Source organism: Cellulomonas chitinilytica, from assembly GCF_016862675.1.
In the GTDB taxonomy this organism is placed as follows: Bacteria; Actinomycetota; Actinomycetes; order Actinomycetales; family Cellulomonadaceae; genus Cellulomonas; species Cellulomonas chitinilytica.
This window is the reverse complement of record NZ_BONK01000013.1, coordinates 128,346-153,247: the sequence shown is the minus strand read 5'-3', so window position 1 is coordinate 153,247 and position 24,902 is coordinate 128,346. Positions and strand designations below refer to the sequence as shown.

Genomic DNA, 24,902 nt, shown 5'->3' with positions numbered 1-24,902 from the left:
GTCGGCACGCCCGACGACCCCCGCTGGAGGCTCCGCCCCGATGAGCAACGCACCCCGTGGCACCACCGCGGACCACGACGACCGGACCGTGCCGGGCGAGCGGCGGCGCACCGGTCGGTCCCGGGGCCGTGCGACCGTGGCGGCCGCGGTGGCGGCGGTCGCCGTCCTCGCGCTGACGGCGGCGTGCGACAAGGGGACCACGACGACCGGGGACCCGACGAGCAGCTCGTCCGCCGCCCCGACGGGCGGCCCGGAGAACATGCTCAGCGACGGCGCCGTCTTCGTCGGTCAGTCGGGCAAGATCTCGGTCCGCCCGACCGCGGCGCTCGCCGAGGGCGCCGCGCCGGTCGCGACGGAGAGCCTGCGTGACGGCGGCCTGATCGACGTCGTGCTGTACCTCGACTACCGCAGCCCGGACGCGGCGACGTTCTGGTCGACGAACTCGAAGATGCTCGAGGAGTGGCTCTCGGGCGGGCACGTGACGTTCGAGGTCCACCCGGTCGCGGTGCTCGACGGCGCGACGTCGACCTCGGCGCCGCCCTCCGACGGCGCGACCGCAGGCGCGGCCACGGCTCTCAGCGGCGACTACTCGACGCGGGCCGCCGGCGCGTTCGCGTGCGTCGCGTCGACCGACCCGGAGCACGCGTACGACGTCAACGCCGCCCTGCTCGAGGCGCAGCCCGACCTCCCCGACGACGGGCTCGCCACCGACGCGCTCGTCGAGCTCGTCGCGGGTGCAGGCGCGACCGGCGACGACGTCGCGAGCTGCATCGAGCACGGCGACTGGACGGGCTGGGCCGCGCAGGCGACCGCCCGCGCCCAGGAGTCCGTGCCCTTCGAGAACGTGCCGGCGCTGGACGTGCCGATGCGGCTGCTCATCGGCGGGGTCCCGTACCCCGGCGAGATCGACAGCCCGGACCAGTTCTTCGCGTTCATGGCGCAGACGTACAACGGCATCATGGCGGCGGCGCAGCAGAAGGCGCTCGAAGGCCAGACCGGCGCGAGCACGACGCCCACGCCCGGGGGCTGACCGGCCCCGCCCGCCCGGCCCGCGCGGCGGGCTCAGCCGATGTCGGCGTTGAGCACGGTCGCGAGCGACCGCAGGCGCGCGCTCGTGAACAGGTCCTCGACGAGGACGACCTGCCCGGCGCTGTCCGCGAGCGGCACCTTCCAGTTCGGGTACTCCTGGTCGGTGCCGGGCTGGTTCTGCGCGCGTCGTTCCCCGACGGCATCGGTCAGCGCGACCCCGACGAGCACGGACGGCGTGGCCGTCACGTAACGGTGCAGCGCCTCGACGATCTCGCGCTCCGACGGGTCGTCACCGACGAGCCCTCGCTCCCGCAGCACCGCGATCATCTGGTCGCGCTCGGCCCGGGCGGCGGCGCGCACGACGCTGACGGGCTCGGTGAGCAGGCCGAGGCGGTCGCGGATCGTCACGTGCTCACCGGCGAGATACCCCGCGGTCGGGGGCAGGTCGTGGGTCGTGACGGTGGCGAGCACGAGCGGCCGGTAGTGCTCGGGTGCGAGCGGGGCGCCGTGCATGTCCCGCTCGAACCACAGGACGGACGTGCCGAGGATGCCGCGTTCCGACAGGTAGTCACGCACCCACGGCTCGACGACCCCGAGGTCCTCGCCGATGACGACCGCACCGGCGCGGTGCGCCTCGAGGGCCAGGATCCCGACGAGCGCCTCGTGGTCGTACCGGACGTAGGCGCCTTCGGACGGCGGCGCACCGTCCGGCACCCACCACAGCCGGAACAGGCCGAGCACGTGGTCGATGCGGATCGCCCCGGCGTGCCGGAGCACGGTGCGCAGCATGTCCCGGTACGGCCGGTAGGCGGCCCGGGCGAGCGCGTCGGGCTGCCACGGCGGCTGGGACCAGTCCTGGCCCTGCTGGTTGTACATGTCGGGCGGCGCACCGACGCTCGCGCCGGTGGCGAGCACGTCGCCCAGCGCCCACACGTCCGCACCCTGCGGGTGCACGCCGACGGCGAGGTCGTGCATGATGCCGACCGCCATGCCGCCGTCGAGCGCGGCGCGGTGCGCGTCGGCGATCTGCTCGTCGGCGACCCACTGCAGCCACCGGTGGAACGCGACGCGCTCCGCGAGCTCGTCGCGTGCCTGCGCGACGAGGTCCGACTGCGGGTCCAGCGCCTCCTCGGGCCACGTCTCCTGGCCGTAGCGTTCCGCGAGCGCGCACCACAGCGCGAACGTCTCGAGGCCCGTGCCCTCCTCCTCGACGTAGGCGTCGAGCGCCGCCTGCCGGGCCGCGGAGCGCGGTGCCGCGAACACCACCTCGAGGGCGGCGCGCTTGGCGGTCCAGGCGGCGTCGCGGTCGATCGGTCCCGGGTCGGTGTCGAGCAGACGGACCGGCTCACCTGCCCACTCGACGAGCGCCCGGTCGGCGGCCGACAGGTAGGCGGCCTCGCGGACGTCCTCCACGCGGATGTACAGCGGGTTCACGAACCGGCGGGTCGTCGGCAGGTACGGGGACGGGGTGAGCGGCGCCTGCGGCTCGGCGGCGTGCAGCGGGTTGACGAGCAGGAAGTCCGCACCGAGCTCACGTCCGGCGAGCCAGCTCACCTCGGCCAGGTCCGCCAGGTCGCCGACACCCCACGAGTCGCGGGAGCGCACGGAGTACAGCTGCGCCATGAGGCCCCACGCCCGCCTGCCCTGCAGGGCCGGGGGCAGCTCGAGCCGGTCCGGGGTGACCACGACGGGGCTCCGGGCACCTGCGCTCGGACCTTCGGCGCGGATCTCGTGCCACCCGAGCGGCAGGTCAACGGGCAGGGTGAACGTCGCGCGGCCGACGAGGCGGCCGTCGACCGAGCGCGGCGGCACCGGCACGTCGGCCTGCGTGAGCTCGCGCCGGCCGCCGCCCGCCTCCGGGTCGAGCTCGAGCCAGACCTCGACGGGGTCGCCGTGCGCGACGTGCACCGGCACGTGCGCGAGACGCCCGGCGCGCACGACGACGACCGGGGGCAGCGTGCGACGCCACGGCATGTCCTCGACGAAGGCTGCGGCCAGCGCGATGCGCTCCGGCGACGACGCGTCGACGCCCAGGGCGGCGAGCACGGCGCGCAGGGTGGTGGCGGACGCGACCTTGTGCGTGCCGTCGAATCCCCAGTAGTCGGCGGTCACGCCGTAGGCGTTCGCGAGGCGCAGCAAGGCGTCGGACGGGAGCTCCGGGTCGTCTGCCACGTCCCCGATCCTGCCAGAGCCCCCCGGCAGGGTGCGCGACGACGCGACCGCGCGCGGCGGGCGCGACCTGCGCGGACGCCCGGACGACGGGCACGCGGCCGGCCGCCGGGTGCGGGCGGGCCGGCGCGTGGTCCCGTCCGACGACGCCCTGGCCGTCCCGACGGTCCGCGCGACCCGCCGGTCGGCGGCGGTGGGGTGGCCGGCGGGCATCGGCGGCGACGCGTCGTAGCCTTGCGGACCATGACCGCACGCACGCTGCGCACGTACCCCACCGCCCGGCGCGACGACCTCGTCGAGGACCTGCACGGCCACCGCGTCGCCGACCCGTACCGGTGGCTCGAGGACACGTCCGACGACGAGACGCAGGCGTGGTCGGCGAGCCAGGACGAGCTGTACGCGGCGTACCGCGACGGGCAGCGGCTCACGGGGCCGTTCGCCACCGACAGGCTCACGGCGCGGATGCGCGAGCTGCTCGGCGCCGGGGTCGTGGGGGCACCGGCGTGGCGGGGCGAGCGGTACTTCTTCTCCCGGCGCGCCGGCGACCAGGAGCACGCGGTCGTCGTCGTCTCCGAGCCGGACGCGGACGGGACGGGCCGCACCGAGCGGGTCCTCGTCGACCCGATGGCCCTGGACCCGGCGGGGACGACGACGCTCGACACGTGGCAGCCGTCCAAGGAAGGTCATCTGCTGGCCTACCAGGTGTCGTCGGGCGGCACCGAGGAGAGCGTCCTGCACGTGCTGGACGTCGCCACCGGCGAGCTCGTCGACGGGCCCGTCGACCGCGCGCGGTACTCCCCCGTGGCGTGGGTGCCCGGCGGTGAGGAGCTCTACTACGTGCGTCGGCTCGCACCGCAGGGCCTGCCGGAGGACGAGCAGCAGTACCACCGGCGGGTGTGGCTGCACCGGGTGGGCACGTCGCCCGACGAGGACGTCGAGGTGTTCGGCGACGGTCTCGACATGACCAACTACTACGGCGTCTCGGTCTCGCGCGACGGGCGCTGGCTCCTGGTGTCCGCCTCCGCGGGGACCGCACCCCGGACGGACGTGTGGATCGCGGACCGCACCACCGGTGCCCCGCCGGTGTTCGTCGAGGTCGCCGTCGGGCTCGACGCGCAGACGGGTGCGTGGGTGGCGCGCGACGGGCGCCTGTACGTGCAGACCGACCTCGACGCCCCGCGTGGCCGGCTGGCCGTCACCGACCCGGCCCGGCCGGGCGTCGACACGTGGGTGACGCTGCTCGCCGAGGACCCGGCGGCGGTGCTCGAGGACGTCGCGTTCACGGACGACGGCGGCGACGACACCACGCCCACGCTCCTGCTCGCGTCCTGGCGCCGGCACGCCGTCTCCGAGGTGACGCTGCACGACCCGGCGACCGGCGACCGGCTGCCTGGCGACGACGGCACCCTCGCCCTGCCCGGCCTGGGCTCGGTCTCCGGGCTCGTCACCCGGCCCGACGGCGGGCACGACGTGTGGTTCTCGTACACGGACCACACGACGGTCGCGAGCGTGCACCGCTTCGACGGGCGCACCCGCAGCACCACGGTGTGGGCGGAGCCCCCGGGCGTCGTCGCCGACGTCGCCGCCGTGACCACCCGCCAGGTCGAGGTCACGAGCGCCGACGGCACGACCGTGCGCGCGTTCGTCCTGGCCCGCACCGACCTGCTGGACGCCGACGGACGACCGCTCGCCCCCGCACCGGCGATCCTGTACGGCTACGGCGGCTTCCAGATCTCCCTCGACCCCGGCTACTCGGCGACCACCCTCGCGTGGGTCGAGGCCGGCGGCGTGTACGTCGTCGCGAACCTGCGCGGTGGCGGCGAGGAGGGCGAGGACTGGCACCGCGCCGGCATGCGCGCGCACAAGCAGAACGTGTTCGACGACTTCCACGCCGTCGCGGAGGCGCTCGTCGCCGCCGGGTGGACCACCCCGGAGCAGCTCGCCTGCTGGGGCGGCTCGAACGGCGGCCTGCTCGTCGGCGCCGCGCTCACCCAGCGCCCCGACCTGTTCGCGGCCGTCGTGTGCTCCGCGCCGCTGCTCGACATGGTCCGGTACCAGCGGTTCGGGCTCGGCGTGACGTGGACCGAGGAGTACGGCGACGCCGACGACCCCACGCAGCTCGGCTGGCTGCTCGGGTACTCGCCTTACCACCGGGTCGTCGACGGCACCGAGTACCCGGCGACGCTGTTCACGGTGTTCGAGGGCGACACCCGTGTCGACCCGCTGCACGCGCGCAAGCTCGCCGCCGCGCTGCAGGCCGCGACCACCGGTGACCCGCTCGAGCGTCCCGTGCTCGTGCGCCGGGAGACCGGCGTCGGGCACGGGGGACGGTCGCTGACGCGCACGATCGGGCTGACCGTCGAGCAGCTGCAGTTCGTCGCCGACCGGACGGGGCTGGCCCGATGAGCATCACCGCAGCCGTCGTCCGTGCGGCCGAGAGCACACCGGACCCGACGGACCCCCTCTCCGAGCACGGCCCCGGGGACAAGAGCGACCCGGCCGCCTGGGTCACCTGGTTCCTCGGGACGCCGCTGAAGATCGTCCTCATCGTCGTCATCGGCAGCATCGTCCTGGTGCTGGTCCGCCGCGCGATCCGTGGTGTCACGCACCACATCGCCGAAGGCACGCCGATGCTGCAGCGCGGTGTCATGAAGCCCATCGGCGAGACCGGCGTCGGCAGCGTGCTGCTCAAGGCGGACCCGCTCGCCAGCGCCCGCCGCGCGCAGCGCGCCCGCACGATCGACTCCGTGCTGCGCTCGTCGGCGACCATCCTCATCGGCAGCACGGTCGTGTTCATGGTGCTGGCGGCGCTCGGCGTGAACATCGCGCCGTTCATCGCGTCCGCCGGCATCATCGGCGTCGCGCTCGGCTTCGGCGCGCAGAGCCTCGTGAAGGACTTCCTCACGGGCACGTTCATGCTGCTCGAGGACCAGTACGGCGTGGGCGACGTGGTCGACGTCGGGCCGGCGAACGGCACCGTCGAGGCCGTCACGCTGCGCGTCACGAAGATCCGGGACGCCGACGGCACCCTCTGGTACGTGCCGAACGGGTCGATGCTGCGGGTCGGCAACAAGACCCAGGGCTGGGCGACGGCCGTCGTCGACGTCGACGTGGACTACTTCGCCGACCTCGACGAGGTGCGGGCGCTGCTCACCCAGGCGGCGGGCCGCGTCGCCCGGGACCCGGAGGTCGGGACGTACCTGCAGGGCGAACCCACGATCACCGGCATCGAACGGCTCGCCGCCGACGCCGTCTCGCTGCGGCTCAAGGTGAAGACGTCGCCCGCGATGCAGTGGGAGGTCGCCCGGGCGCTGCGCGTCGCGGCCCGCGACGAGCTCGAGCGGGCCGGGGTGCCGCTCGCCGGGCAGCGCGACCTGCTCGCGGCCCACCAGGCCGCGCGAGCGTCGAAGGACGGGACGTCGGCCCAGGACGGGGCCGGAACGGCGGACGAGCAGGCGGAGACGGTCGAGCAGTCCGGGACGGGCGGCTCACGCACCGACGACGGCACCCAGGTCCCCCGCGACCCGCACGACACCGTGCTCGACGACGTCGTGAACCGTCAGGACGCCCGCCAGGCGCTCCCGCCGTCCTGACGGGGCCGGTGCCGGTCGAGCGGTCGGTGCCGGTCGAGCGGTCCCGGTCGAGCGGTCAGTGCCAGTCGAGCAGCGGGTCCCCGGCCTGCACGGTCGCGCCGTCCTCGACGAGCTGCTCGAGCAGGTCCCGGTCCGCCTGGAGCGCCACGACGGGGCACACGGTCGCCAGCCCGGCGGCCGCGACGTCCACCGGCGACCACGTGACGAGCCGGTCGCCCGCGCGCACGCGCGTCCCGCGTTCGACGTGCAGCGTGAACCCCTGGCCCGCGAGGCGCACGGTGTCGATCCCGAGGTGCACGAGCACCGACCTGTCGCCCGGCAGCTCCAGGGCGAAGGCGTGGGCGTGCAGGGCGCCGATGACGCCGTCGGCCGGTGAGACGACGACCTGCGACTGCGTCCGCAGAGGCTCGACGGCCACGCCCGGTCCCACGATCTCGTTCGCGAACACGGGGTCGGGGACGCTCGACACGGGGTGCACGACACCGGCGAGCGGACTCACGATCCGCAGCGTGCTCATCGTGGACGCCGCGACGGGACGGTCAGCGCAGGGTGTCGAGCTCGGCGGCGAGGTTGTCGGCCTCGGGGCCGACGATCACCTGGACGATGCGGCCGGAGCGGACGACACCGAACGCACCGCTGGCCTTGAGGGCCGCCTCGTCGACGAGGTGTGCGTCGGTCACCTCGACGCGCAGCCGCGTGATGCACGGCTCGAGGTCGACGACGTTCGTGTCGCCACCCAGCGCTGCGAGGATCTGCTCTGCCTTGCTCATGGAACTCCCCGGCTCGTCCGGCGCCGGCTGGTCGGCGCGCACACCCTCCAGCCTAACCCTGACCTGCCGGTCCTTCGCGGCCGTTCCGGCTTTGCACCGGCGCCGCCCCAGGGACGAGACTGCGTCAGGTCGACGAGGAGGTTGGTCCGAGTGAGTCCGCACCCCGCCACGGTCGTCACCGGCATCGGTGTCAGCCCGGGCCGCGTGGTCGCCCCCGTGGCGCTGCTCCCCGACCCCGTCGCCGAGCCTCCCTCGGGTCGCCGCCTGCCGCCGGGCACCGACTACGCCGCCGAGGCCTCCCGCATCGCCGTCGCGTCCGCCCGCGTGCAGGCGGAGCTGGAGGCCGCGGCCGACCGCGCGACCGGCGACGCCGCGGGCGTCCTGCGCGCGACCGCCGCGATCGCCACCGACCCGACGCTCGTCGCCGACGCGACGCAGCGGGTCATCGACGACCGGCTCGTCCCGGAGCGCGCCGTGTGGGAGGCCGCCGACGCGGTCGCGGCCCAGTTCGAGGCGCTCGGCGGCCATCTCGCCGACCTCGCCCGGGACATCGCCGACGTGCGCGACCGGCTCGTCGCCGACCTCACGGGCCGTCCCGCACCGGGCCTGCCGGCCCGGGACGAGCCGTACGTCCTCGTCGCGACCGACCTGGCACCCGCGCTCGTCGCGACGCTCGACCCGACCACCGTGCGCGCGGTCGTCACCTCCGAGGGCGGCCCGACGTCGCACACCGCGATCCTCGCCCGCTCCCGGGGCATCCCCGGCGTCGTCGCCGCCCGCGGCATCGACGTGCTGGTCGGCGAGGGTGACGTCGTCCTCGTCGACGGCAGCGCCGGGACGGTCACGGTGGCCCCCGACGACGACCAGGTCGCCGCGGCCCTCGCCCTCGCCGGCCAGGTGCGCACGTTCGACGGGCTCGGCCGCACCGCCGACGGGCACCGCGTCGAGCTGCTCGCGAACGTCGGGGACCCCGCCGACGCGGCACCGGCCGCCGCGGCGGGTGCCGAGGGCGTCGGCCTGTTCCGGACCGAGTTCGCGTTCCTCGACCGCGCCGAGGCACCCACGCTCGACGAGCAGGTCGCCGCGTACCGGCAGGTGCTCGCCGCGTTCCCCGGCCGCAAGGTCGTGGTGCGGACGCTCGACGCGGGCGCCGACAAGCCGATGCCGTTCCTCGCCGGGGACCCGGAGACGAACCCCGCGCTCGGCGTCCGCGGCCTGCGGACGGTCGCCCGGCACCCGGGGGTGCTCGAGGACCAGCTGGCCGCGATCGCGCAGGCGGCGAAGGCCGAGTCCGCGCAGGTGTGGGTCATGGCGCCGATGGTGTCCACGGTCGACGAGGCCGAGCAGTTCGTCGCGGCCTGCGCCCGGCACGGGCTGGCCACGTCCGGCGTGATGGTGGAGGTGCCCAGCGCGGCGCTGCTGGCCGGCCCGATCCTCGCGCACGCCACGTTCGCGAGCATCGGCACCAACGACCTCACGCAGTACGCGATGGCGGCCGACCGGATGCTCGGCGCCGTCGCGCACCTGTCCGACGCGTGGCAGCCCGCGGTGCTGCAGCTCGTCGCCGCGACGTGCGCGGGTGGAGCCGCCCAGGGCCGCCCCGTCGGGGTGTGCGGCGAGGCCGCGGCCGTGCCGGCGCTCGCCGTCGTGCTCGTCGGGCTGGGGGTGTCGTCCTTGTCGATGACGCCGCGCGCGCTGCCCGACGTCGCGGCGGTCCTGGCGTCGACGACGGTCGACGAGTGCCGGCGGCTCGCGCAGCTGGCGCTCACGTCACCCACAGCGGAGGACGCCCGGGCCGTCGTCCGTCGGGGCCTGCCGGTGCTCGACGAGCTCGGCCTGTAACGGGACTCACCGTCGGTTCCCCCGCCCATCGCCGGGACCCGTCGCACGCGCGTGTGAGGATGGTCGCCGTGAGGCCTGACTCCTTCTACGACGCCGTCGGCGGTCACGCCACCTTCGTCGCGCTGGTCGACGAGTTCTACCGCGGCGTCGCCGACGACCGGGTGCTGCGGGAGATGTACCCCGAGGAGGACCTCGGCCCGGCCGCCGAGCGCCTGACGCTGTTCCTCGAGCAGTACTGGGGCGGCCCGACGACGTACTCCGACCAGCGCGGGCACCCGCGGCTGCGGATGCGGCACGCCGGGTTCAAGGTGAACCCCGACGCCCGGGACCGCTGGCTCGCGCACATGCGCGCCGCCGTCGACTCGCTGGACCTCGCCCCCCTGCACCGCGCGGAGCTCTGGGACTACCTGGAGCGCGCGGCGCACTCGATGCTCAACACCTTCGAGGACTGACCCGATGACGATCGACCCCACCGTCCCCGTGCTCGACATCCTGGACCTCGAGGCCGACCCGGCGGCGCCGGACACGTTCACCGGCCGCAGCCTGCAGCAGCCGGGCGGCCGGGTGTTCGGCGGCCAGGTGCTCGCGCAGGCTCTGCTCGCCGCGGGGCGCACGCTCGACGCCGACCGGCTCCCCCACTCGATGCACGGGTACTTCCTGCGTCCCGGCGACGTCCGCGAGCCGATCGGGTTCGCCGTCGAGCGGCTGCGCGACGGGCGGTCGTTCTCGGCCCGGCGCACGCACGCGCTGCAGGGCGGGGTGCCGATCCTGTCGATGATCGCGTCGTTCCAGCAGGAGCAGGACGGCCTCGACTACGCCGACGAGATGCCCGCCGACGTCCCCGGCCCGGAGGGTCTGACGTCCGTGCACGAGCGGCTCGACGGCATCGACCACCCGGTCGCGCGGTTCTGGGCGCACGAGGCGGCCTTCGACGTCCGGCACGTCGGTGACAACGTCAACCTGCGCCCCGCCCGCGACACGTCCGGGCAGCAGAAGGTGTGGTTCCGCTCCCGGGGGCCCGTGCCCGCCGGCGACCAGCTGCTGCACCGCGCGCTGCTCGCGTACGCCTGCGACCAGGTCATGCTGGAGCCGATCCTGCGCCGGGCCGGCCGGTCGTGGATCTCCCCCGGGCTGTCGATCGCGAGCCTCGACCACGCCATGTGGTGGCACCGAGACGTGCAGGTCGACCAGTGGCTGCTGTTCGTGCAGTCGACGCCGAGCGCGCAGGGCGGCCGGGGCCTGGGTGCCGCGCGCGTGTTCACCCAGGACGGCGTGCTCGTGGCGTCCATCGCCCAGGAGGGCATGGTCCGCTTCGCCGACTGACGCCGGAGGCCCGGTCGTCGGCGGCGCCTCAGCCCGCGACGACGGACCCGTCGGGCGCGGTCAGGTGCGCGTCGAGGAGGCACACCCACGCGTCGTCGTGCAGGGAGTACCACGCACCCGGGAGCCACGCGGCGATGCCCTGCGGGCACTCCTGCGGGTCGGCGACGGGGCGCTCCACGACGACGTCGTGCGGCGCCGCGCACAGGACGAGGTGCACGTACAGCTCCTCGTCGACCCGCGCGCACGTGCCCTCCGTCGGCGAGAGCCGTGCCGTCTGCACCACGACCGCGCCGGCGACGACGCCCAGCACCGCGACCGCGGCGGTGGCTGCCACGAGTGCCCAGCGGAGCCCGGGACCCGCTCCGGGTGCGCCCGCCCGGCGCACGGCCCGCAGCATCCGCAGGCCGACGACCGCGACCGGCACACCGAGGACGGCGAGCCCGACCCGGCCGAGCCAGGCGTCACCGCGCAGTGCGGCGACGGCCGCTGCGACCGCGCCGGCGAGCGTGAGGACCTCGCCGGCACCGAGGACGACGACCGCGCGGACCCGTTCACGTCGGTCGACGACGTCGTCGTCGTCGGGCACCCACGTCCGCCACCCGATCGGCGGCCGCGGCCATGCCGGGTCCGGCTCCCAGCCGCGCGGCGGCCTCCAGCCGGGCTCGACCGGCCAGCCGGGCGGAGGGTTGAAGCGCACGCGTGCCGTCCACTGGTCGCTCGACGGCCGCGACGGCCGACCCCGCTGGTCGGCGGTGCGGCGCACACCCTAGCGCCGCCGCCGCGCGTCCGGCGGCGGATCCGGCCGTCGCCGCGAGCCCGTCGCCCGCCGACGCGCGCCGCCGGTGACGGCAGGTGACACTGTGCGGCATGGTCAGGCTACGGCGCGTGCGCATCGACGCGCCGGGGTGGACCCGTCGCCGGGCCGGCCGTGGCTTCATGTACCTGGACCTCGACCGCGCCCGCATCACGGACGAGGAGCACCTCGACCGGATCGTCGCGCTGGCGATCCCGCCGGCTTGGCACGACGTCTGGATCAGCCCGTTCCCGAACGGTCACATCCAGGCGGCCGGCCTCGACGACGCCCTGCGCCGCCAGTACCTGTACCACCAGCAGTGGCGGGTGCGGCGTGACCGGCTCAAGCACGACCACGTGCTCGACGTCGCGCGGAACCTGCCCGCCGCCCGACGACGCGTCCGGCGGGAGCTCGCGCTCGACGGGATGCCCCGCGAGAAGGCGCTCGCGCTCGCCTTCCGGCTGCTCGACCTCGCCTACCTGCGCGTCGGCGGCGAGGGGTACGCGGCCAGGCACGGCTCGTACGGCCTGGCGACGTTGCTGCGCGAGCACGCCACCGTCCTGCGTCCGGCGGCCGACGGCGAGGAGGGCCGGGTGCACCTGCACTTCCCGGCGAAGTCCGGACAGGTCGGCGACACGGTCGTCGAGGACGACCAGGTGGCCGCCGCCGTCCGGCTGCTCGTGCGGCGCGACGACCCCGGCACCGAGCTGCTCGCCTGGCAGGACCCGACGGGGTGGCACGACGTGACGAGCGCCGACGTGGGGCTGGCGGTCAAGGAGCGGCTCGGCGGCGACGCGACGCCGAAGGACTTCCGCACGTGGCACGCGACGGTGCTCGCCGCCCGCGGGCTGGCTGCCGCCGGTGCGCCTCCCAGGTCGGAGCGGGCGCGGCGCCGGGTCGTGGCGCAGGTCGTCAAGGACGTCGCCGAGGAGCTCGGGAACACCCCCGCCGTGTGTCGCGCGTCGTACATCGACCCGCGGGTCGTGGACCTCTGGGAGCACGGCACGACGATCCGCCCGACCCGCTCGCAGGCCGTCGCCGAGCGCGAGACGCTCCGGATGCTGACCCCGTGACGGGCCCCGACGACGCCGCCCCGCCCCGGCCCGGCGCCGGCGCGGTCGCTCCCGACGACCTCGCGCCCGAGCCCGTGGCACGCACGCTCCCCGGCCTCGTGCCCGGTCCCGGTCCGGACGGCCGGCCTCGTCCCGACGCGCCGGTCGCCGCCGTCACGGGCGTGACCGGGTACGTCGGCGGCCGGCTCGTGCCCGAGCTGCTCGCCGCCGGCTACCGGGTCCGGGCCGTCGCCCGGAACCCCGACCGGCTGCGCGCCCGGCCCTGGTACGGCGACGTGGAGGTGGCGACGGCCGACGCGTCCGACCTCGACGCGATCCGGGCAGCGCTGGCCGGCGCCGACGTCGCGTACTACCTCATCCACGCGCTCGGGTCGGGGCGCTCGTTCGAGGCCCGCGACCGGCGCACCGCGCTGGCGTTCGCGCAGGCGGCCCGGGAGGCGGGGGTCCGCCGCATCGTCTACCTCGGCGGCCTCCACCCCGAGGGCGAGGAGCTGTCGCCGCACCTGCAGTCGCGGACCGAGGTCGGGGAGATCCTCCTCGCGTCGGGCGTGCCGACCACCGTGCTGCGTGCTGCCGTCATCCTCGGCTCGGGGTCGGCGTCGTTCGAGATGATGCGCTACCTCACGGAGCGGCTGCCGGCCATGACGGTGCCGCGGTGGGTCGACAACCGCATCCAGCCCATCGCGATCCGGGACGTCCTGCGGTACCTCGTGGGGGCCGCGGCGATGCCGTCCGACGTGAGCCGCGGGTTCGACATCGGCGGGCCCGAGGTCCTCACGTACCGCGACATGATGCAGCGGTACGCGGCGGTCGCAGGTCTGCGGCGGCGGCTCGTCGTCGGCGTCGGGGTGCTCACGCCACGGCTGTCGAGCCTGTGGGTCTCGCTCGTCACGCCCGTGCCCGCCGGTCTCGCCCGGCCGCTCGTCGAGTCCCTCGTGCACGAGGTCGTGTGCGACGAGCACGACATCGCCGCGCACGTCCCGGACCCGCCGGGCGGCCTCGTGGGGTTCGACCGGGCGGTCCGTCTGGCCCTGCAGCGCGTGCACGACGCTGCCGTGACGACACGGTGGACGTCTGCGTCCGTCCCGGGCGCCCCGAGCGACCCGCTGCCGACGGACCCCGACTGGGCGGGCGGGTCCCTCTACGTCGACGAGCGCCGGATCGACGTCGCGGCGTCCCCGGCCGCGCTGTGGCGCGTGCTCGAGGCCCTCGGGGGCGAGCGCGGGTGGTACTCGTGGCCGCTCGCGTGGCGGGTGCGGGGCCTCGCCGACCGGCTGGTCGGCGGCCCGGGTCTGCGCCGCGGCCGGCGCGACCCGTGGACGCTCCTGGTCGACGACGCCGTCGACTTCTGGCGGGTGGAGGCCGTCGAGCCCGTCTCCCTGCTGCGGCTGCGGGCCGAGATGCGCGTCCCGGGGCTCGCGTGGCTCGAGCTGCGCATCGAGGGCGAGGAGCCGAGCACGGCACCGACGGCGTTCGTGCAGCGTGCCCTGTTCCATCCCCACGGGCTCGCCGGGCACCTGTACTGGTGGTCGGTCTACCCGTTCCACGGGATCGTGTTCGGCGGGATGCAACGCAACATCGCCCGGGCCGCCGAGCGCGTCGAGCGCTCACGCACGGACGTCTGACGGGCCCTCCCCGTCAGCGCCGGCGGCGGAACGTCAGCGGCTCCTCGACGAACGGCTCCCACGCCGCCCGCTCCGCGGGCCCGATGCGCTGCGGCCGCCCCGACCCGGTGTCGACCAGCACGATCGTCGTGGTCGCCCGCGCGAACACGGCGCTCCCGTCCTCGGCGGCGGGGCGGTCCCGCACCTCGTAGCAGACCTCCAGGCTCGCGCCGCCGAGCCGCCCGATCCACATCTCGACGACCACGGGACGGCGCTGGTAGCCGAGCGGCAGCAGGTACTCGATCTCCTGGTGCGCGATGAGCGTCGACATCGTGGAGCTCGGTCCGGCGTCGAGCACGGCCGTCGACCAGGCACCGTCCGGCCGGGTGCCGTCGGAGTCCACGGGGTGGCTCCAGAACGCCTCGATGCGGGCCTCCTCGAGCAGCCGCAGCATCTCGACGTTGTTCACGTGCGCGTACGCGTCCATGTCGGACCAGCGCAGCTGCACCGGGACCTCGAGCCGAGCCATCGGACCTCCTTCGACCGGCCGATCCTATGCGGGGCACGGGGTTCCGGCCCTGGTCAGCGTCGCCCGGCCGCGCGGGTGGCCGCGTGCCGGCAGCCGTCGCGTGCGACCTGGTCGGCGACGAGCGGGTCGACGACCAGACGACCCGCGACGTCGTCGACCGCACCCCGCAGCGCACGCCGGACGCCGCGCGCACGCCGCCGCGCCCCGACGGACGCCGCCACCCGGGCCACCAGGGCGACGAGCAGACCGAGGACGGCACCGCCGACGGCGAGCACGGTCGGCCACGGGACGGTCCCCCACTGCGGGGTCGGCGGTTCGGGCAGCCGCAGGTACCCGGCGAGCGCCAGGGCCGCGAGCCAGAGCACCCCTGCGACCGCCACGCCCAGCACACCCCACTGCAGGGCCGCCACGGCACGCCACCACCGGGGGTCGGGGGCCGACGTGGCGTCGACGCGGACGACCGCCTGGTCGAGCGCGTCGACCAGGTCCGCGGCCCCGACCGTGCTGCGCGCCTCGAGCACCCACGCGTCGGGGGCGCCTGCGGTCGCGGCGTCGACGTAGTCCCGGACCCCGAGCGCGGCGCGCGCCCGTGCCGCGGCACCCGGGCCCCCCAGCGAGCTGCGCCGGGTGGCGGCCTCGTCAGCGGCGGCGCCCTCGCCACCGCGCCGCGACGCGGACGGACGTCGTGACCCGCCCAGGCCGAGGCGACGCAGCGGGTCCGCACGCCAGCGTCCGACCCAGCGCGTCGGCGGCCATCCGGTGGCGGCACGGGCACGACGGACCGCCGAGACCCTCGTCGCCTCGACCACGGCCCGCACGCCCGCGGCCTCCTCGAGGGCGTCGACGAGGGCGGGCCGCGCGCGTTGCGGCAGGGCGTGCCGCGGTGCGTCGCCGCACGCCTCGACGACGGCCAACGCGCTCGACCGGACGTCGGCCAGCACCCGGTCCGTCGCTGCCCGGCGCCGCCGCGCGGCCTCGGCGAGCGCCGCCCGCAGGTCGTCGACCCCCTCGCCCGTCGTGGCGCTCACGGCGAGCACCCGGGCGCCGGTGAGGCCGTCGGCCGCGACGATCCGGCGCAGGTCCGCGAGGCACGCCCGCGCGTCGTCGGGGCCCAGGCGGTCCACCTGGTTGAGCACGAGGACCACGACCGTGTCGTGCCCCGCGAGCGGACGCAGGTACCGCACGTGCAGCGCCGCGTCGGCGTACTTCTGCGGGTCCACCACCCACACGAGCAGGTCGACGCGGTCGTACAGGCGCTCCGAGATGGCCCGGTGCTCGGTGACCACGGAGTCGTGGTCGGGCAGGTCGAGCAGCACCAGCCCGGTCGCCGCGGACAGCGGGGAGCGTGATCGGTCCACGACGGTCCGCTCGTCGACCGCGAGCCAGTCGAGCAGCTCGTGCGGTCCGGACCCGACCGTCGCGGCCGGTGCGGCGGGGCCGCGCGACCGACGCCGCCACGCGCGCTCCGGGCGGCTCGTCGGCGCGGGCCGCTCCCCGGCGCCGGGCGACGGGTCGGCGGCGTCGACGTCGGGCACGATCACGGCGAGCGGCTGCCCCGTGGTGGGCCGCAGGATCCCCGGGCGGGCCACCGCCGTCCCCGCGAGGGCGTTGACGAGCGACGACTTGCCCGCCCCCGTCGGGCCCGCCAGGGCGACGACCGTGTGCTCGCCGGACAGCGCGAGCCGTCGCCGGGCGCGCTCCACGACGGCGTCGGCGCGGGCGAGCAGGTCGGCCGGCAGCCATCGGCGTCCCAGGGCCACCGCCTCGTCGAGCGCGTCGGTGCGGCCTCGCGCGTCCGTTGGCGAGGACGCTCCCGCCGCGCTCATCCCGACCGCCCGCGGCGCCACCAGCGCCACCGTCCCGCACGCTGCTGCCCGTCGGCCGTCTCGTCCGTCTCCCGCGCCGACGGCACGCCCCCCGGCACGGCTCCGCGCAGACCGGTCCCGCCGGGGCGCTCCCGCCGGTCGGTCGGCGACGGCGGGGCCGCGGCGAGGGCGCGGGCGGCGACCTCGACGAGGGACGCCCGTGACCGCACCGCACCGCCGTCGCGCACCTGCGCCGCCACCGGGTCCAGGAGTGCGAGGAACCGCGCGGTCTCCGCGTCGAGCAGCCCGCCCACGCGTGCGTCCAGACGATCGTGGGCCGTCCTGGTGAGGCGACGGACCGCCTCGTCGCCGAAGACCGCCTCCAGGAGCCGCTGGGCGAGCAGGGCCGTCCCGCCGAAGATGCCCACCTCGGCGCCCGTGAGGCCGCCCGTCGACGCGAACACCGCGACCATGAGCGTCGCACCGAGCCCGTTGACGCCGAACGACAGGGCACGGGCGGTGGTGCGCCGTCCGGCGCCCTCGGCCCGGACCAGGTCGAGGACGTCGCCCTGCCAGGCCCGCACCGCCACGTCGACGCGCTCACGCAGGTCGCCCGACGCCCGCGACAGCGCGAGACCGTCGAGCAGCGCGTGGCCCGCGGGGTCGTGGTACCAGTCGGCGTGCGCACGCTCCGCCGCGTCCTGGGCGGCGTCCAGCACGACCGCCTCCAGCCCGTGCCCGACGGCCTCGACGATCGCGGGGTCCGCCGCGCGCCGGCCGCGCACCGCCGCGGAGACCCGGTCGCGCAGGCGCGCCACGCCGCCCTCGATCGACCGGACCCACTCCCCCGTGCCGACGACGTCCTGCCACCGCGCCAGCACCTCGCCGCGCAGCATCGAGCCGTCGGCGGTGCGCTCCGCGACGAGCTCGCGCGCCGCCGCGTACGACGCGAGGACCGCGCCACGCAGCCGGTCCGCGGCCGCACGCTGGTCGTCGGCGGCGTCCGCCAGGGCCCGCGCCACGCGTGCGGCCTCCAGGGCGGAGCCGTCGCGCGTCTCGGCGAGCGCGCGCTCCCGGGTCGCGGCGTCGAACGCGAGCGCGGTCGCCCAGGTCGCGACGGCGGCGACGGCGCTCTCGGGCAGCAGCCCGTCCTCGTCGGGGCGGGACTCCGGGACGAGCAGCACGGGGGTGCCGGGGAGCCCGCGCTCGTCGAGCATCACCCTCAGGTGCGCCTCCACCGCGGGCGCGTCCGCGGCGTCGACCCGGTCCAGCACCAGGGCCAGGTGGGTCCGTCGGCGCGCCGCGTCCCCCAGCAGCTCCCACGGCACCGCGTCCGCGTACCGGGCGGCCGTCGTCACGAACAGCCACGCGTCCCCGGCGCCGAGCAGCTGGACCGCGAGCGTGCGGTTCGCCTCCTCCACGGAGTCGATGTCGGGGGCGTCGAGCAGGGCGATGCCGCGGGGCACCGCCGGGGTCGCGACGAGCCGCACGCCCCGGCCGTCGGCCGTCCCACCGCCGGTGACCCGGGGCAGCCCGGGCAGCACCCGGTCCCCCGTGAACTGGTCCGTGTCGTCGGGGTGGTGCACGAGGACCGGCCAGCGGGTCGTCGGCCGGAGCACGCCCGCCGGGCTGACCGCCTCGCCCACGAGCGAGCTGACCAGGGTCGACTTGCCCGCTCCCGTGGATCCGCCGACCACGAGCAACGTCGGTGCGTCGGGGTGCCGCAGCCGTGGCAGCAGGTGGTCGTCGAGCCGCTCCAGCAGCCGCCTGTGCTCGTCCCGTGCTGCCGGCGCGGACGCGACCTCGAAAGGCAGCGCGACGTCCGCGACCGCGGCGTGCAGCCCGGTGACGGCGTCGACGAGGGCAGCGACCTCGTTCTCCGCCACTCGCACGCTCCCCCGCCGGCGACGCTCGGACACGCCGCTCCTGGGGGCCCAGGATGCCGCGCGGGCGTGCGGTCCGCCCGTCGGCACGGCTCCGCGGCAGCGGGCTCCGACCTTGCCGGCCGTGGGTGTCACCGCTCGGGCGCGCGAGCGCCCGGGGACGGCGGAGGGGCCGCGACGTCCGTCACGGCCCCTCCGGGGTGCGCCTGTCGGGCCGCGGGACGACCCCGGCCCGGCAGGGTCAGTCGCGGCGCAGCTTGCGGTACGTCACCCGGTGCGGACGAGCGGCGTCCGCGCCCAGACGGCTGACCTTGTTCTCCTCGTAGGACGCGAAGTTCCCCTCGAACCAGTACCAGTTCGCCGGGTCCTCCTCGGTGCCCTCGTACGCCAGGATGTGCGTCGCCACCCGGTCGAGGAACCACCGGTCGTGCGAGACGACGACCGCGCAGCCCGGGAACTCGAGCAGGGCGTTCTCGAGCGAGCCGAGCGTCTCGACGTCGAGGTCGTTGGTGGGCTCGTCGAGCAGCAGCAGGTTGCCGCCCTGCTTGAGGGTGAGCGCGAGGTTGAGGCGGTTGCGCTCACCACCGGACAGGACGCCGGCGGGCTTCTGCTGGTCGGGCCCCTTGAACCCGAACGCGGCGACGTACGCGCGGGACGGCATCTCGACGTTCCCGACCTTGAGGAAGTCGAGGCCGTCCGAGACGACCTCCCACAGCGTCTTCTTCGGGTCGATGCCGCCGCGCGACTGGTCGACGTAGGAGATCGAGACGGTCTCGCCGACCTTGAGGTCGCCGGCGTCGAGCGGCTCCAGGCCGACGATCGTCTTGAACAGCGTGGTCTTGCCGACGCCGTTCGGTCCGATGACGCCGACGATGCCGTTGCGCGGCAGCGTGAAGCTCAGGCCGTCGATGAGCGTGCGCCCGTCGAAGCCCTTCTGCAGCTTCGACGCCTCCAGGACCACGTTGCCCAGGCGGGGGCCCGGCGGGATCTGGATCTCCTCGAAGTCGAGCTTCCTCGTGCGGTCGGCCTCGGCCGCCATCTCCTCGTAGCGCGCGAGCCGGGACTTCGACTTCGTCTGGCGGCCCTTCGCGTTGGACCGGACCCACTCGAGCTCGTCCTTGAGGCGCTTCGCGAGCTTGGCGTCCTTCTTGCCCTGGACCTGCAGGCGCTCCTGCTTCTTCTCCAGGTACGTCGAGTAGTTGCCCTCGTACGGGTAGAGCCGGCCGCGGTCGACCTCGCAGATCCACTCGGCGATGTTGTCGAGGAAGTACCTGTCGTGCGTCACGGCCAGGATGGCGCCCGCGTACGCCTTGAGGTGCTGCTCGAGCCAGAGCACGCTCTCCGCGTCGAGGTGGTTGGTCGGCTCGTCGAGCAGCAGGAGGTCCGGCTTCTCCAGGAGCAGCTTGCACAGCGCGACTCGGCGGCGCTCACCACCGGACAGGACCGACACGTCGGCGTCCGGCGGCGGGCAGCGCAGCGCGTCCATCGCCTGCTCGAGCTGGGTGTCGAGGTCCCACGCGTCGGCGGCGTCGATCGCCTCCTGGAGCTGGCCCATCTCGGCGAGCAGCGCGTCGAAGTCGGCGTCGGGCTCCGCCATCAGCGCGGAGATCTCGTTGTACCGGTCGAGCTGGCCCTTGATCTCGGCGACGCCCTCCTCGACGTTGCCGAGGACCGTCTTCGACTCGTTGAGCGGCGGCTCCTGCTGCAGGATGCCGACCGTGTAGCCGGGGCTCAGGCGCGCCTCGCCGTTCGACGGCTGGTCGAGGCCGGCCATGATCTTGAGGATCGTCGACTTGCCCGCGCCGTTCGGGCCGACGACGCCGATCTTGGCGCCGGGCAGGAAGTTCAGCGAGACGTCGTCGAGGATGACCTTGTCGCCGTGCGCCTTGCGCGCCTTGTACATGGAGTAGATGAACTCAGCCACTGGCTCTTCGTCCGCCTCGGTGCTCAGGTGCCCGACCGGCGCGTGCGGAGCGGCGCTGCGGGGCAGGGAGGCTGTCTCCAGCTCACGGTCCTGCCCGCAGCGGCGTCCGCGGCGACGTCGGGCGTCGTCGGATGGTGGTTGCCGGTCCCCCAGCCTAGGCGATCACGGCTGGGGAACCCGGCCCCACGACGTCGGCGCTGGTCGGCGCCTGTCAGCGTGCGCCGACGAGCGTCCGGACCTCCTCGGGCTCGACGGCCACGTCCTCGGCGGGGACGAGCGCGTCCTCGTCGGCGAGCTCGTCGAGCCCCGAGACGTCGGCCGGCGCCTCGGCACCCTCGGCCGCCCCCTGCTCCGCGGCCGCGGGGCTGAGGGTCCGACGGAAGTGCGTCGTGCCGAAGGTGAGGTCGTGCCCGACCGCGGACGCCTCGATCACGAGCGTGGTGCGCGGCCCCTCGGGGGCTGCCCACTCCTCCGTGGACAGCCGGCCGTGGACCACGACCGGGTCGCCCTTGCGCAGGCTGTGCCCGGCGTTCTGCGCGGCCTGCCGCCACAGCTTGACGGTGAACCACTCGGTCCGGCCGTCCTTCCAGACGTTCTCGCGGCGGTCGAACCACCGCCGGGTGCTGGCCATCCGGAACGAGGTGAACTCCGTGGAGCCGTCCGTGCTCGGGTAGTTGCGGACCTCGCTGCCGATCCAGCCGACGAGGGTCAGGTCCAGGGTGTGCGTGCTCATGGCGTCCTCCGTGCCGCGTGTCCCGCGGGCTGCGGGACGGGTGCGGCCAGCGTCGGCGACGCCGTCGTGCTGCGGCTCGGGTCGACGGCCCGACCGGGACCCGGGCGGCCGCCGCGGGGGCTGTGGGCGGTTCGACGACAACCCGAGCGGAGGCCCGATCAGTCCCGGGCGCTCGCGACGAGCTCGCGCACCCGCCGGTGCTCCGCGAGGACGGCCTGCGTCGGCTCGAGCAGCCGCACGCGGGCCACCCCGTCGAGCGCGGACCGGCCGTCCCGCAGCACCCGCGCGGCCCGGCGCCGGGCCGCCGCACGCCGCGTCGACGCCGCCGCGACCGCGACCAGCACCGCCGCGACCACCAGCACCCCCGCGACCACGGGAGCCCACGGGTTGGCCCGGACCGACGACATCCCGGACCCGAGCGCGACCCCGCCGACCACGACGGCACCGAGACCGAGCAGCAGCGCGAGGACGACGAGCCACGCCGCCAGCACCGACCGCCGCGCCGCCACCGTGACCTGCGTGAGGGCGTCCGTCACCGCGAGCCGGAGCTCCGCGGTCGTCGCGACGCGGCTCGACACGTCCTGCGCCCAGCGCCGCGGCAGGCTCGGTGCGACCGCGTCGAGCCACGCGCTGCGCGCCAGCCCGACCGCGTCCTCCTGCACCGCGCCGAACGCGGGACGGTCGGACGAGCCACCCCGCACCACGGCGGCGACCGCGCCCGCGACGGCCGTCAGCCCGGCGGCGTCCGACAACGTGTCGACGACCTCCCCGACCGAGAGCGCGGACGGCGGCGGCTCGCTCGCCGCGACCTGCGCGGCCAGCAGACCCGCGGCGTCGTGGACCTCCGCACCGGCGCGACGTGCCGCGAGCGACCGCGTCTCGACGCCCGCCGCGAGCCGGGCACGCAGACCCGCCACGCCCTCACCGGTCCGCGCCGACACCTCGTGCACCGGGACGCCGACCAGGCCGTCGTCCACGAGCAGCCTCGCGACGTCCCGCGCGAGCTCGGGCCGCACGTCCGACGGCACGGTGTCGACCTGGTTGAGCACCACCAGCATCGACGCCTCGTGCCCGACCAGCCCCCGCAGGTAGCCGGTGTGCAGCGCGTCGTCGGCGTACTTCTGGGGGTCCACGACCCAGACGAGCACGTCGGCCTGCGGGAGCATCCGGTCGACGGTCTCCCGGTGCTCGGGCGCGATCGAGTCGTGGTCCGGCAGGTCCAGCAGCACCAGGCCCCGCAGCACCGCCTCGGACTCCCCGTCGAGCAGGCTCTCGCGCTCGATGCGGCGGTCCGGCACGACGCCGAGCCAGTCGAGCAGCGGGCCGCCGTCCTCGCCCCACACGCAGGCCGTCACCTCGGACGTCGTCGGCCGCTTGACCCCGACGTCCGCGAACTGCAGGCCGCTGATCGCGTTGAACAGGCTGGACTTGCCGGATCCCGTGCCACCGACCAGGGCGACGACCGTGTGGTCTACGCCGAGCTCGAGACGCTCCCGCACCCGGTCCACGGCCGACACGACGCGACCGACGACCGGCTCGTCGAGCCGCGTGCCACCGACCACCAGGGCCGCGTCGAGCGCGTCGACGCGCGCGTGCAGCAGCTCCGTCTCGCGGCCGTGCAGGACGCCGTGCAGCACGTCGCGGTGCACCCCGTGGTGCTCGCCGGACGACGTCGTCGACGACGGACCGGTGCCGGCCGCGTCGTCGCCCTGCCTGGTGTGGGCCCCGGTCACGTCAGTCCCTTCAGCACGGCGAGCCGCAGGCGCAGCCGCGACGCGGCGTCCTCGGCCAGGTCGGGGTCGTCGAGCACCCCGCCGACGGACGTCCGTTCCAGCGCGACCTGCGCGAGGACCCGGTCGCCGAGGTCGGACCGCAGCTCCGTGACGGCCTGCTCCCCGGCGCTGCCGAGCAGGTCGACGAGCAGGTCCCGCGCCTCGTCGACGCCCGCCGCGCCAGCGAGCGCGACGGCGCCGAGCCCGGCCTCGCCGAGCGCGCGCTCCGCCTTCTCGCGGCGCTTCGCCTCCCGCGCCACGTCCCGCGCGCGCCGCGGACGGTCGTCGTCCGGCGGTCCCGCGACGAGCGCGGCGCGCACGGCCCGGGCCCCCTGCGACGTCCATCCCCGGGCCGACAGGTCCGCGGCGTGCACGCGGGTGCGGCGCAGCCCCTCGCTGCTCCACGCCGCGTCGACCGACGCACCGCCGTGCGGCGCCCCGGGCCCCGTGAGGGCCGCGCGCAGCACGTCCTCCGCGTGCGCGCCCGCCGCCGCGAGCGACGCCGCGGCCGAGCGCGTGAGGTCCTCCACGAGCGGCGCGACGGCGGCGGACCGCGCTCGGCCGTCACGCGCGGAGCCGCGGATGCGTCCGGACGAGCGGACGACGTCGGCGAGCACCGCGCCGTCGGTGGTCAGCTCGGCCCACCGGGCGCGCACCGCACCGTCGGCGAGCGCCCCGCCGCGCAGCGACGCCGCCGCCTGCCCTGCGGGTCCGTCCACGGCCTCGTCCAGCGCACGGCCGATGCGGACGGCGGCGTCCGCCTGGGCCTGCACCGCCTCGGCGAGCTCGTCGACCCACGGCCGCAGCGCCGCCAAGGACCCGCGCAGGGTGCGGCCGATCACGGTCCGCGAACGGTCCGGCCCGGCCAGCATCATGAGCCAGCGCTGCACCGGGGCGACGACCGCGGGTGCGAGCAGCCCTTCGTGCGGGCCGAGGTCCGGCACGACGAACAGCGGCGACCCCGCCAGGCCGTGCCCGCGCAGCCGCTCCAGCAGGTCGCCGCGCACGGTCGGCAGGGACACGGGCGGGACCCGGTTGAGCACCATCGCGATCGACGTGCCGCGCTCCACCGCCGCCTCGAGCACCTTCCACGGCAGCGCGTCGCCGTACCGGGCCGCCGTCGTCACGAACAGCCACAGGTCGGCGGCCTCGAGCAGCCGGTGCGCCTGCTCACGGTTCGACTCGAGCACGGAGTCGAGGTCGGGCGCGTCCAGCAGCGCGATGCCCCGCGGCACGTTCTCGTCGGCGACGACCTGCACGGACTCGAGCACCGGGTGGTGCGAGAGCAGCTCGGTGTCGAGCGGGTGGTGCACGAGGACGGGCTGGCGGGTGGTCGGACGCAGCACGCCCGCCTGGCTCACCTCGCGTCCGACCAACGAGTTCACGAGGGTCGACTTCCCCGCACCCGTCGAACCGGACACCACCACCACGGCCGGCGCCGACAGCTCCGTCAGCCGGGGCACCAGGTGCTCGCCGAGCTGGTCCACGAGACGCGCCCGGGACTGTCGCGCGGACGCCGTGCCGTCGAGGTCGAGCGGGAACCGGGTACGTTCCACGTCCCGGTGCAGGTCCTTGACGGCATCGAGCAGCGACTGCGCCGCGAGCGGCCTGGCCAGCACCTCACGAGGGTCGCTCGCCGCGTGGCGCGCACGGACCGCCAGGGGCTGCTGCGCCACGAGCGCAGGGTTCGCTGGCTGCGCTGGCACGGTGCCGGGCTGCGCGCTCACGGGGCCCATTGTCCCGGGCGCATCTGACCAGGCCAAACGCAACGCGCGGAGAATCTGTCCTGTCCGGGACGAACCCGGACGATCCGCCGGCATGCCGCCGAACGGGTTCGGCGGGCCTCACAACGGCTGCCGGACCCGTCTAGGCTGGGCGCGCACCTCAGGCCCCCGTAGCTCAACGGATAGAGCAACGGCCTTCTAATCCGTCGGTTGCAGGTTCGAGTCCTGCCGGGGGCGCCGCTCGAGCGAGGGCATCGCACCACCATCGCTCGTGTCGAAACTCGCTCCCGGCATCCCTTCCGTCCCGGTCGGGCGCTAGCGTCGCTCCTGTCGGTC

20 protein-coding genes and 1 tRNA gene are annotated in these 24,902 nt (G+C 75.7%); 10 read left to right on the top strand and 11 right to left on the bottom strand.

Annotated elements, in window-relative coordinates:
- Nucleotides 1-40: 40 nt before the first annotated feature.
- Entirely contained in the window at nt 41-1,030 is a 990-nt protein-coding gene (locus Cch01nite_RS17965) for a DsbA family protein (protein WP_203757856.1), read from the top strand.
- A gap of 32 nt (nt 1,031-1,062) precedes the next feature.
- Here Cch01nite_RS17965 and malQ read toward each other — a convergent pair whose 3' ends face one another.
- The gene (gene malQ / locus Cch01nite_RS17960; RefSeq protein ID WP_203757855.1) at nt 1,063-3,201 is read right to left on the bottom strand and encodes a 4-alpha-glucanotransferase; all 2,139 of its coding nucleotides are present in this window, start codon (nt 3,199-3,201) and stop codon (nt 1,063-1,065) included.
- Between the two features lie 31 nt (nt 3,202-3,232).
- On the opposite strand from malQ, the gene Cch01nite_RS17955 reads away from it, so the two are divergent.
- The 3 genes from Cch01nite_RS17955 to Cch01nite_RS17945 are packed head-to-tail and all read left to right on the top strand — an operon-like array spanning nt 3,233 to nt 6,791.
- A complete protein-coding gene (locus Cch01nite_RS17955; RefSeq protein WP_203757854.1) occupies nt 3,233-3,430 on the top strand; it encodes a hypothetical protein in 198 nt (65 codons plus the stop codon).
- Nucleotides 3,431-3,441: 11 nt separating this feature from the next.
- Complete coding sequence (locus Cch01nite_RS17950) at nt 3,442-5,604, top strand: prolyl oligopeptidase family serine peptidase (RefSeq protein WP_203757853.1); 2,163 nt, start codon at nt 3,442-3,444, stop codon at nt 5,602-5,604.
- On the top strand, nt 5,601-6,791 hold the full coding sequence (locus Cch01nite_RS17945; RefSeq protein WP_203757852.1) for a mechanosensitive ion channel family protein: 1,191 nt from the start codon (nt 5,601-5,603) through the stop codon (nt 6,789-6,791). The genes Cch01nite_RS17950 and Cch01nite_RS17945 overlap by 4 nt, the downstream gene beginning before the upstream one ends.
- A 55-nt stretch (nt 6,792-6,846) precedes the next feature.
- On the opposite strand, the gene Cch01nite_RS17940 is transcribed toward Cch01nite_RS17945, so the two are convergent.
- Entirely contained in the window at nt 6,847-7,290 is a 444-nt protein-coding gene (locus Cch01nite_RS17940) for a PTS sugar transporter subunit IIA (RefSeq protein ID WP_308439312.1), read from the bottom strand.
- 40 nt (nt 7,291-7,330) lie between these two features.
- Nucleotides 7,331-7,603 (bottom strand): PTS sugar transporter subunit IIB, encoded by a 273-nt coding sequence (locus tag Cch01nite_RS17935; RefSeq protein WP_275407230.1) that lies wholly within the window; start codon nt 7,601-7,603, stop codon nt 7,331-7,333.
- Nucleotides 7,604-7,711: 108 nt separating this feature from the next.
- Here Cch01nite_RS17935 and ptsP point away from each other — a divergent pair, with 108 nt between their 5' ends.
- The 3 genes from ptsP to Cch01nite_RS17920 all read left to right on the top strand — a co-directional run bounded on the left by ptsP (nt 7,712) and on the right by Cch01nite_RS17920 (nt 10,726).
- Nucleotides 7,712-9,403, top strand: coding sequence for a phosphoenolpyruvate--protein phosphotransferase (gene ptsP, locus Cch01nite_RS17930; RefSeq protein ID WP_203757849.1), 1,692 nt, complete (start codon nt 7,712-7,714; stop codon nt 9,401-9,403).
- Nucleotides 9,404-9,471: 68 nt separating this feature from the next.
- A complete protein-coding gene (locus tag Cch01nite_RS17925) occupies nt 9,472-9,855 on the top strand; it encodes a globin (protein ID WP_275407229.1) in 384 nt (127 codons plus the stop codon).
- A 4-nt stretch (nt 9,856-9,859) separates the two neighbouring features.
- Entirely contained in the window at nt 9,860-10,726 is an 867-nt protein-coding gene (locus Cch01nite_RS17920) for an acyl-CoA thioesterase (RefSeq protein WP_203757847.1), read from the top strand.
- Nucleotides 10,727-10,754: 28 nt separating this feature from the next.
- Here Cch01nite_RS17920 and Cch01nite_RS17915 read toward each other — a convergent pair whose 3' ends face one another.
- Nucleotides 10,755-11,423, bottom strand: coding sequence for a hypothetical protein (locus Cch01nite_RS17915; protein ID WP_203757846.1), 669 nt, complete (start codon nt 11,421-11,423; stop codon nt 10,755-10,757).
- Between the two features lie 170 nt (nt 11,424-11,593).
- Between Cch01nite_RS17915 and Cch01nite_RS17910 the strand changes: the two genes are divergently transcribed.
- Together Cch01nite_RS17910 and Cch01nite_RS17905 are read left to right on the top strand one after the other, a co-directional pair.
- Nucleotides 11,594-12,592 carry a DNA topoisomerase IB gene (locus Cch01nite_RS17910; protein ID WP_203757845.1) on the top strand — a complete coding sequence of 333 codons (999 nt, stop codon included), beginning with the start codon at nt 11,594-11,596 and terminating at the stop codon, nt 12,590-12,592.
- Nucleotides 12,589-14,217: an SDR family oxidoreductase gene (locus Cch01nite_RS17905; protein WP_203757844.1), complete on the top strand. Its 1,629-nt coding sequence runs from the start codon at nt 12,589-12,591 to the stop codon at nt 14,215-14,217. The genes Cch01nite_RS17910 and Cch01nite_RS17905 overlap by 4 nt, the downstream gene beginning before the upstream one ends.
- 13 nt (nt 14,218-14,230) lie before the next feature.
- Here Cch01nite_RS17905 and Cch01nite_RS17900 read toward each other — a convergent pair whose 3' ends face one another.
- From Cch01nite_RS17900 to Cch01nite_RS17870, 7 genes are all read right to left on the bottom strand, one after another.
- A complete protein-coding gene (locus Cch01nite_RS17900) occupies nt 14,231-14,725 on the bottom strand; it encodes an acyl-CoA thioesterase (protein ID WP_203757843.1) in 495 nt (164 codons plus the stop codon).
- A gap of 53 nt (nt 14,726-14,778) precedes the next feature.
- Nucleotides 14,779-16,572: a GTPase gene (locus Cch01nite_RS17895; RefSeq protein WP_239070942.1), complete on the bottom strand. Its 1,794-nt coding sequence runs from the start codon at nt 16,570-16,572 to the stop codon at nt 14,779-14,781.
- The gene (locus Cch01nite_RS17890; RefSeq protein WP_203757842.1) at nt 16,548-18,416 is read right to left on the bottom strand and encodes a GTPase domain-containing protein; all 1,869 of its coding nucleotides are present in this window, start codon (nt 18,414-18,416) and stop codon (nt 16,548-16,550) included. Before Cch01nite_RS17890 ends, Cch01nite_RS17895 begins: the two co-directional genes overlap by 25 nt.
- A gap of 238 nt (nt 18,417-18,654) precedes the next feature.
- A complete protein-coding gene (ettA, locus tag Cch01nite_RS17885) occupies nt 18,655-20,337 on the bottom strand; it encodes an energy-dependent translational throttle protein EttA (protein ID WP_203757841.1) in 1,683 nt (560 codons plus the stop codon).
- 211 nt (nt 20,338-20,548) lie between these two features.
- Nucleotides 20,549-21,070, bottom strand: coding sequence for a single-stranded DNA-binding protein (locus Cch01nite_RS17880; protein ID WP_203757840.1), 522 nt, complete (start codon nt 21,068-21,070; stop codon nt 20,549-20,551).
- A 158-nt stretch (nt 21,071-21,228) separates the two neighbouring features.
- Nucleotides 21,229-22,803 carry a GTPase gene (locus tag Cch01nite_RS17875; protein ID WP_239070934.1) on the bottom strand — a complete coding sequence of 525 codons (1,575 nt, stop codon included), beginning with the start codon at nt 22,801-22,803 and terminating at the stop codon, nt 21,229-21,231.
- Complete coding sequence (locus Cch01nite_RS17870) at nt 22,800-24,518, bottom strand: GTPase domain-containing protein (protein WP_239070917.1); 1,719 nt, start codon at nt 24,516-24,518, stop codon at nt 22,800-22,802. Before Cch01nite_RS17870 ends, Cch01nite_RS17875 begins: the two co-directional genes overlap by 4 nt.
- Before the next feature lie 212 nt (nt 24,519-24,730).
- On the opposite strand from Cch01nite_RS17870, the gene Cch01nite_RS17865 reads away from it, so the two are divergent.
- A tRNA-Arg gene (locus tag Cch01nite_RS17865) sits at nt 24,731-24,803 on the top strand.
- The last annotated feature ends 99 nt before the right edge of the window (nt 24,804-24,902 follow it).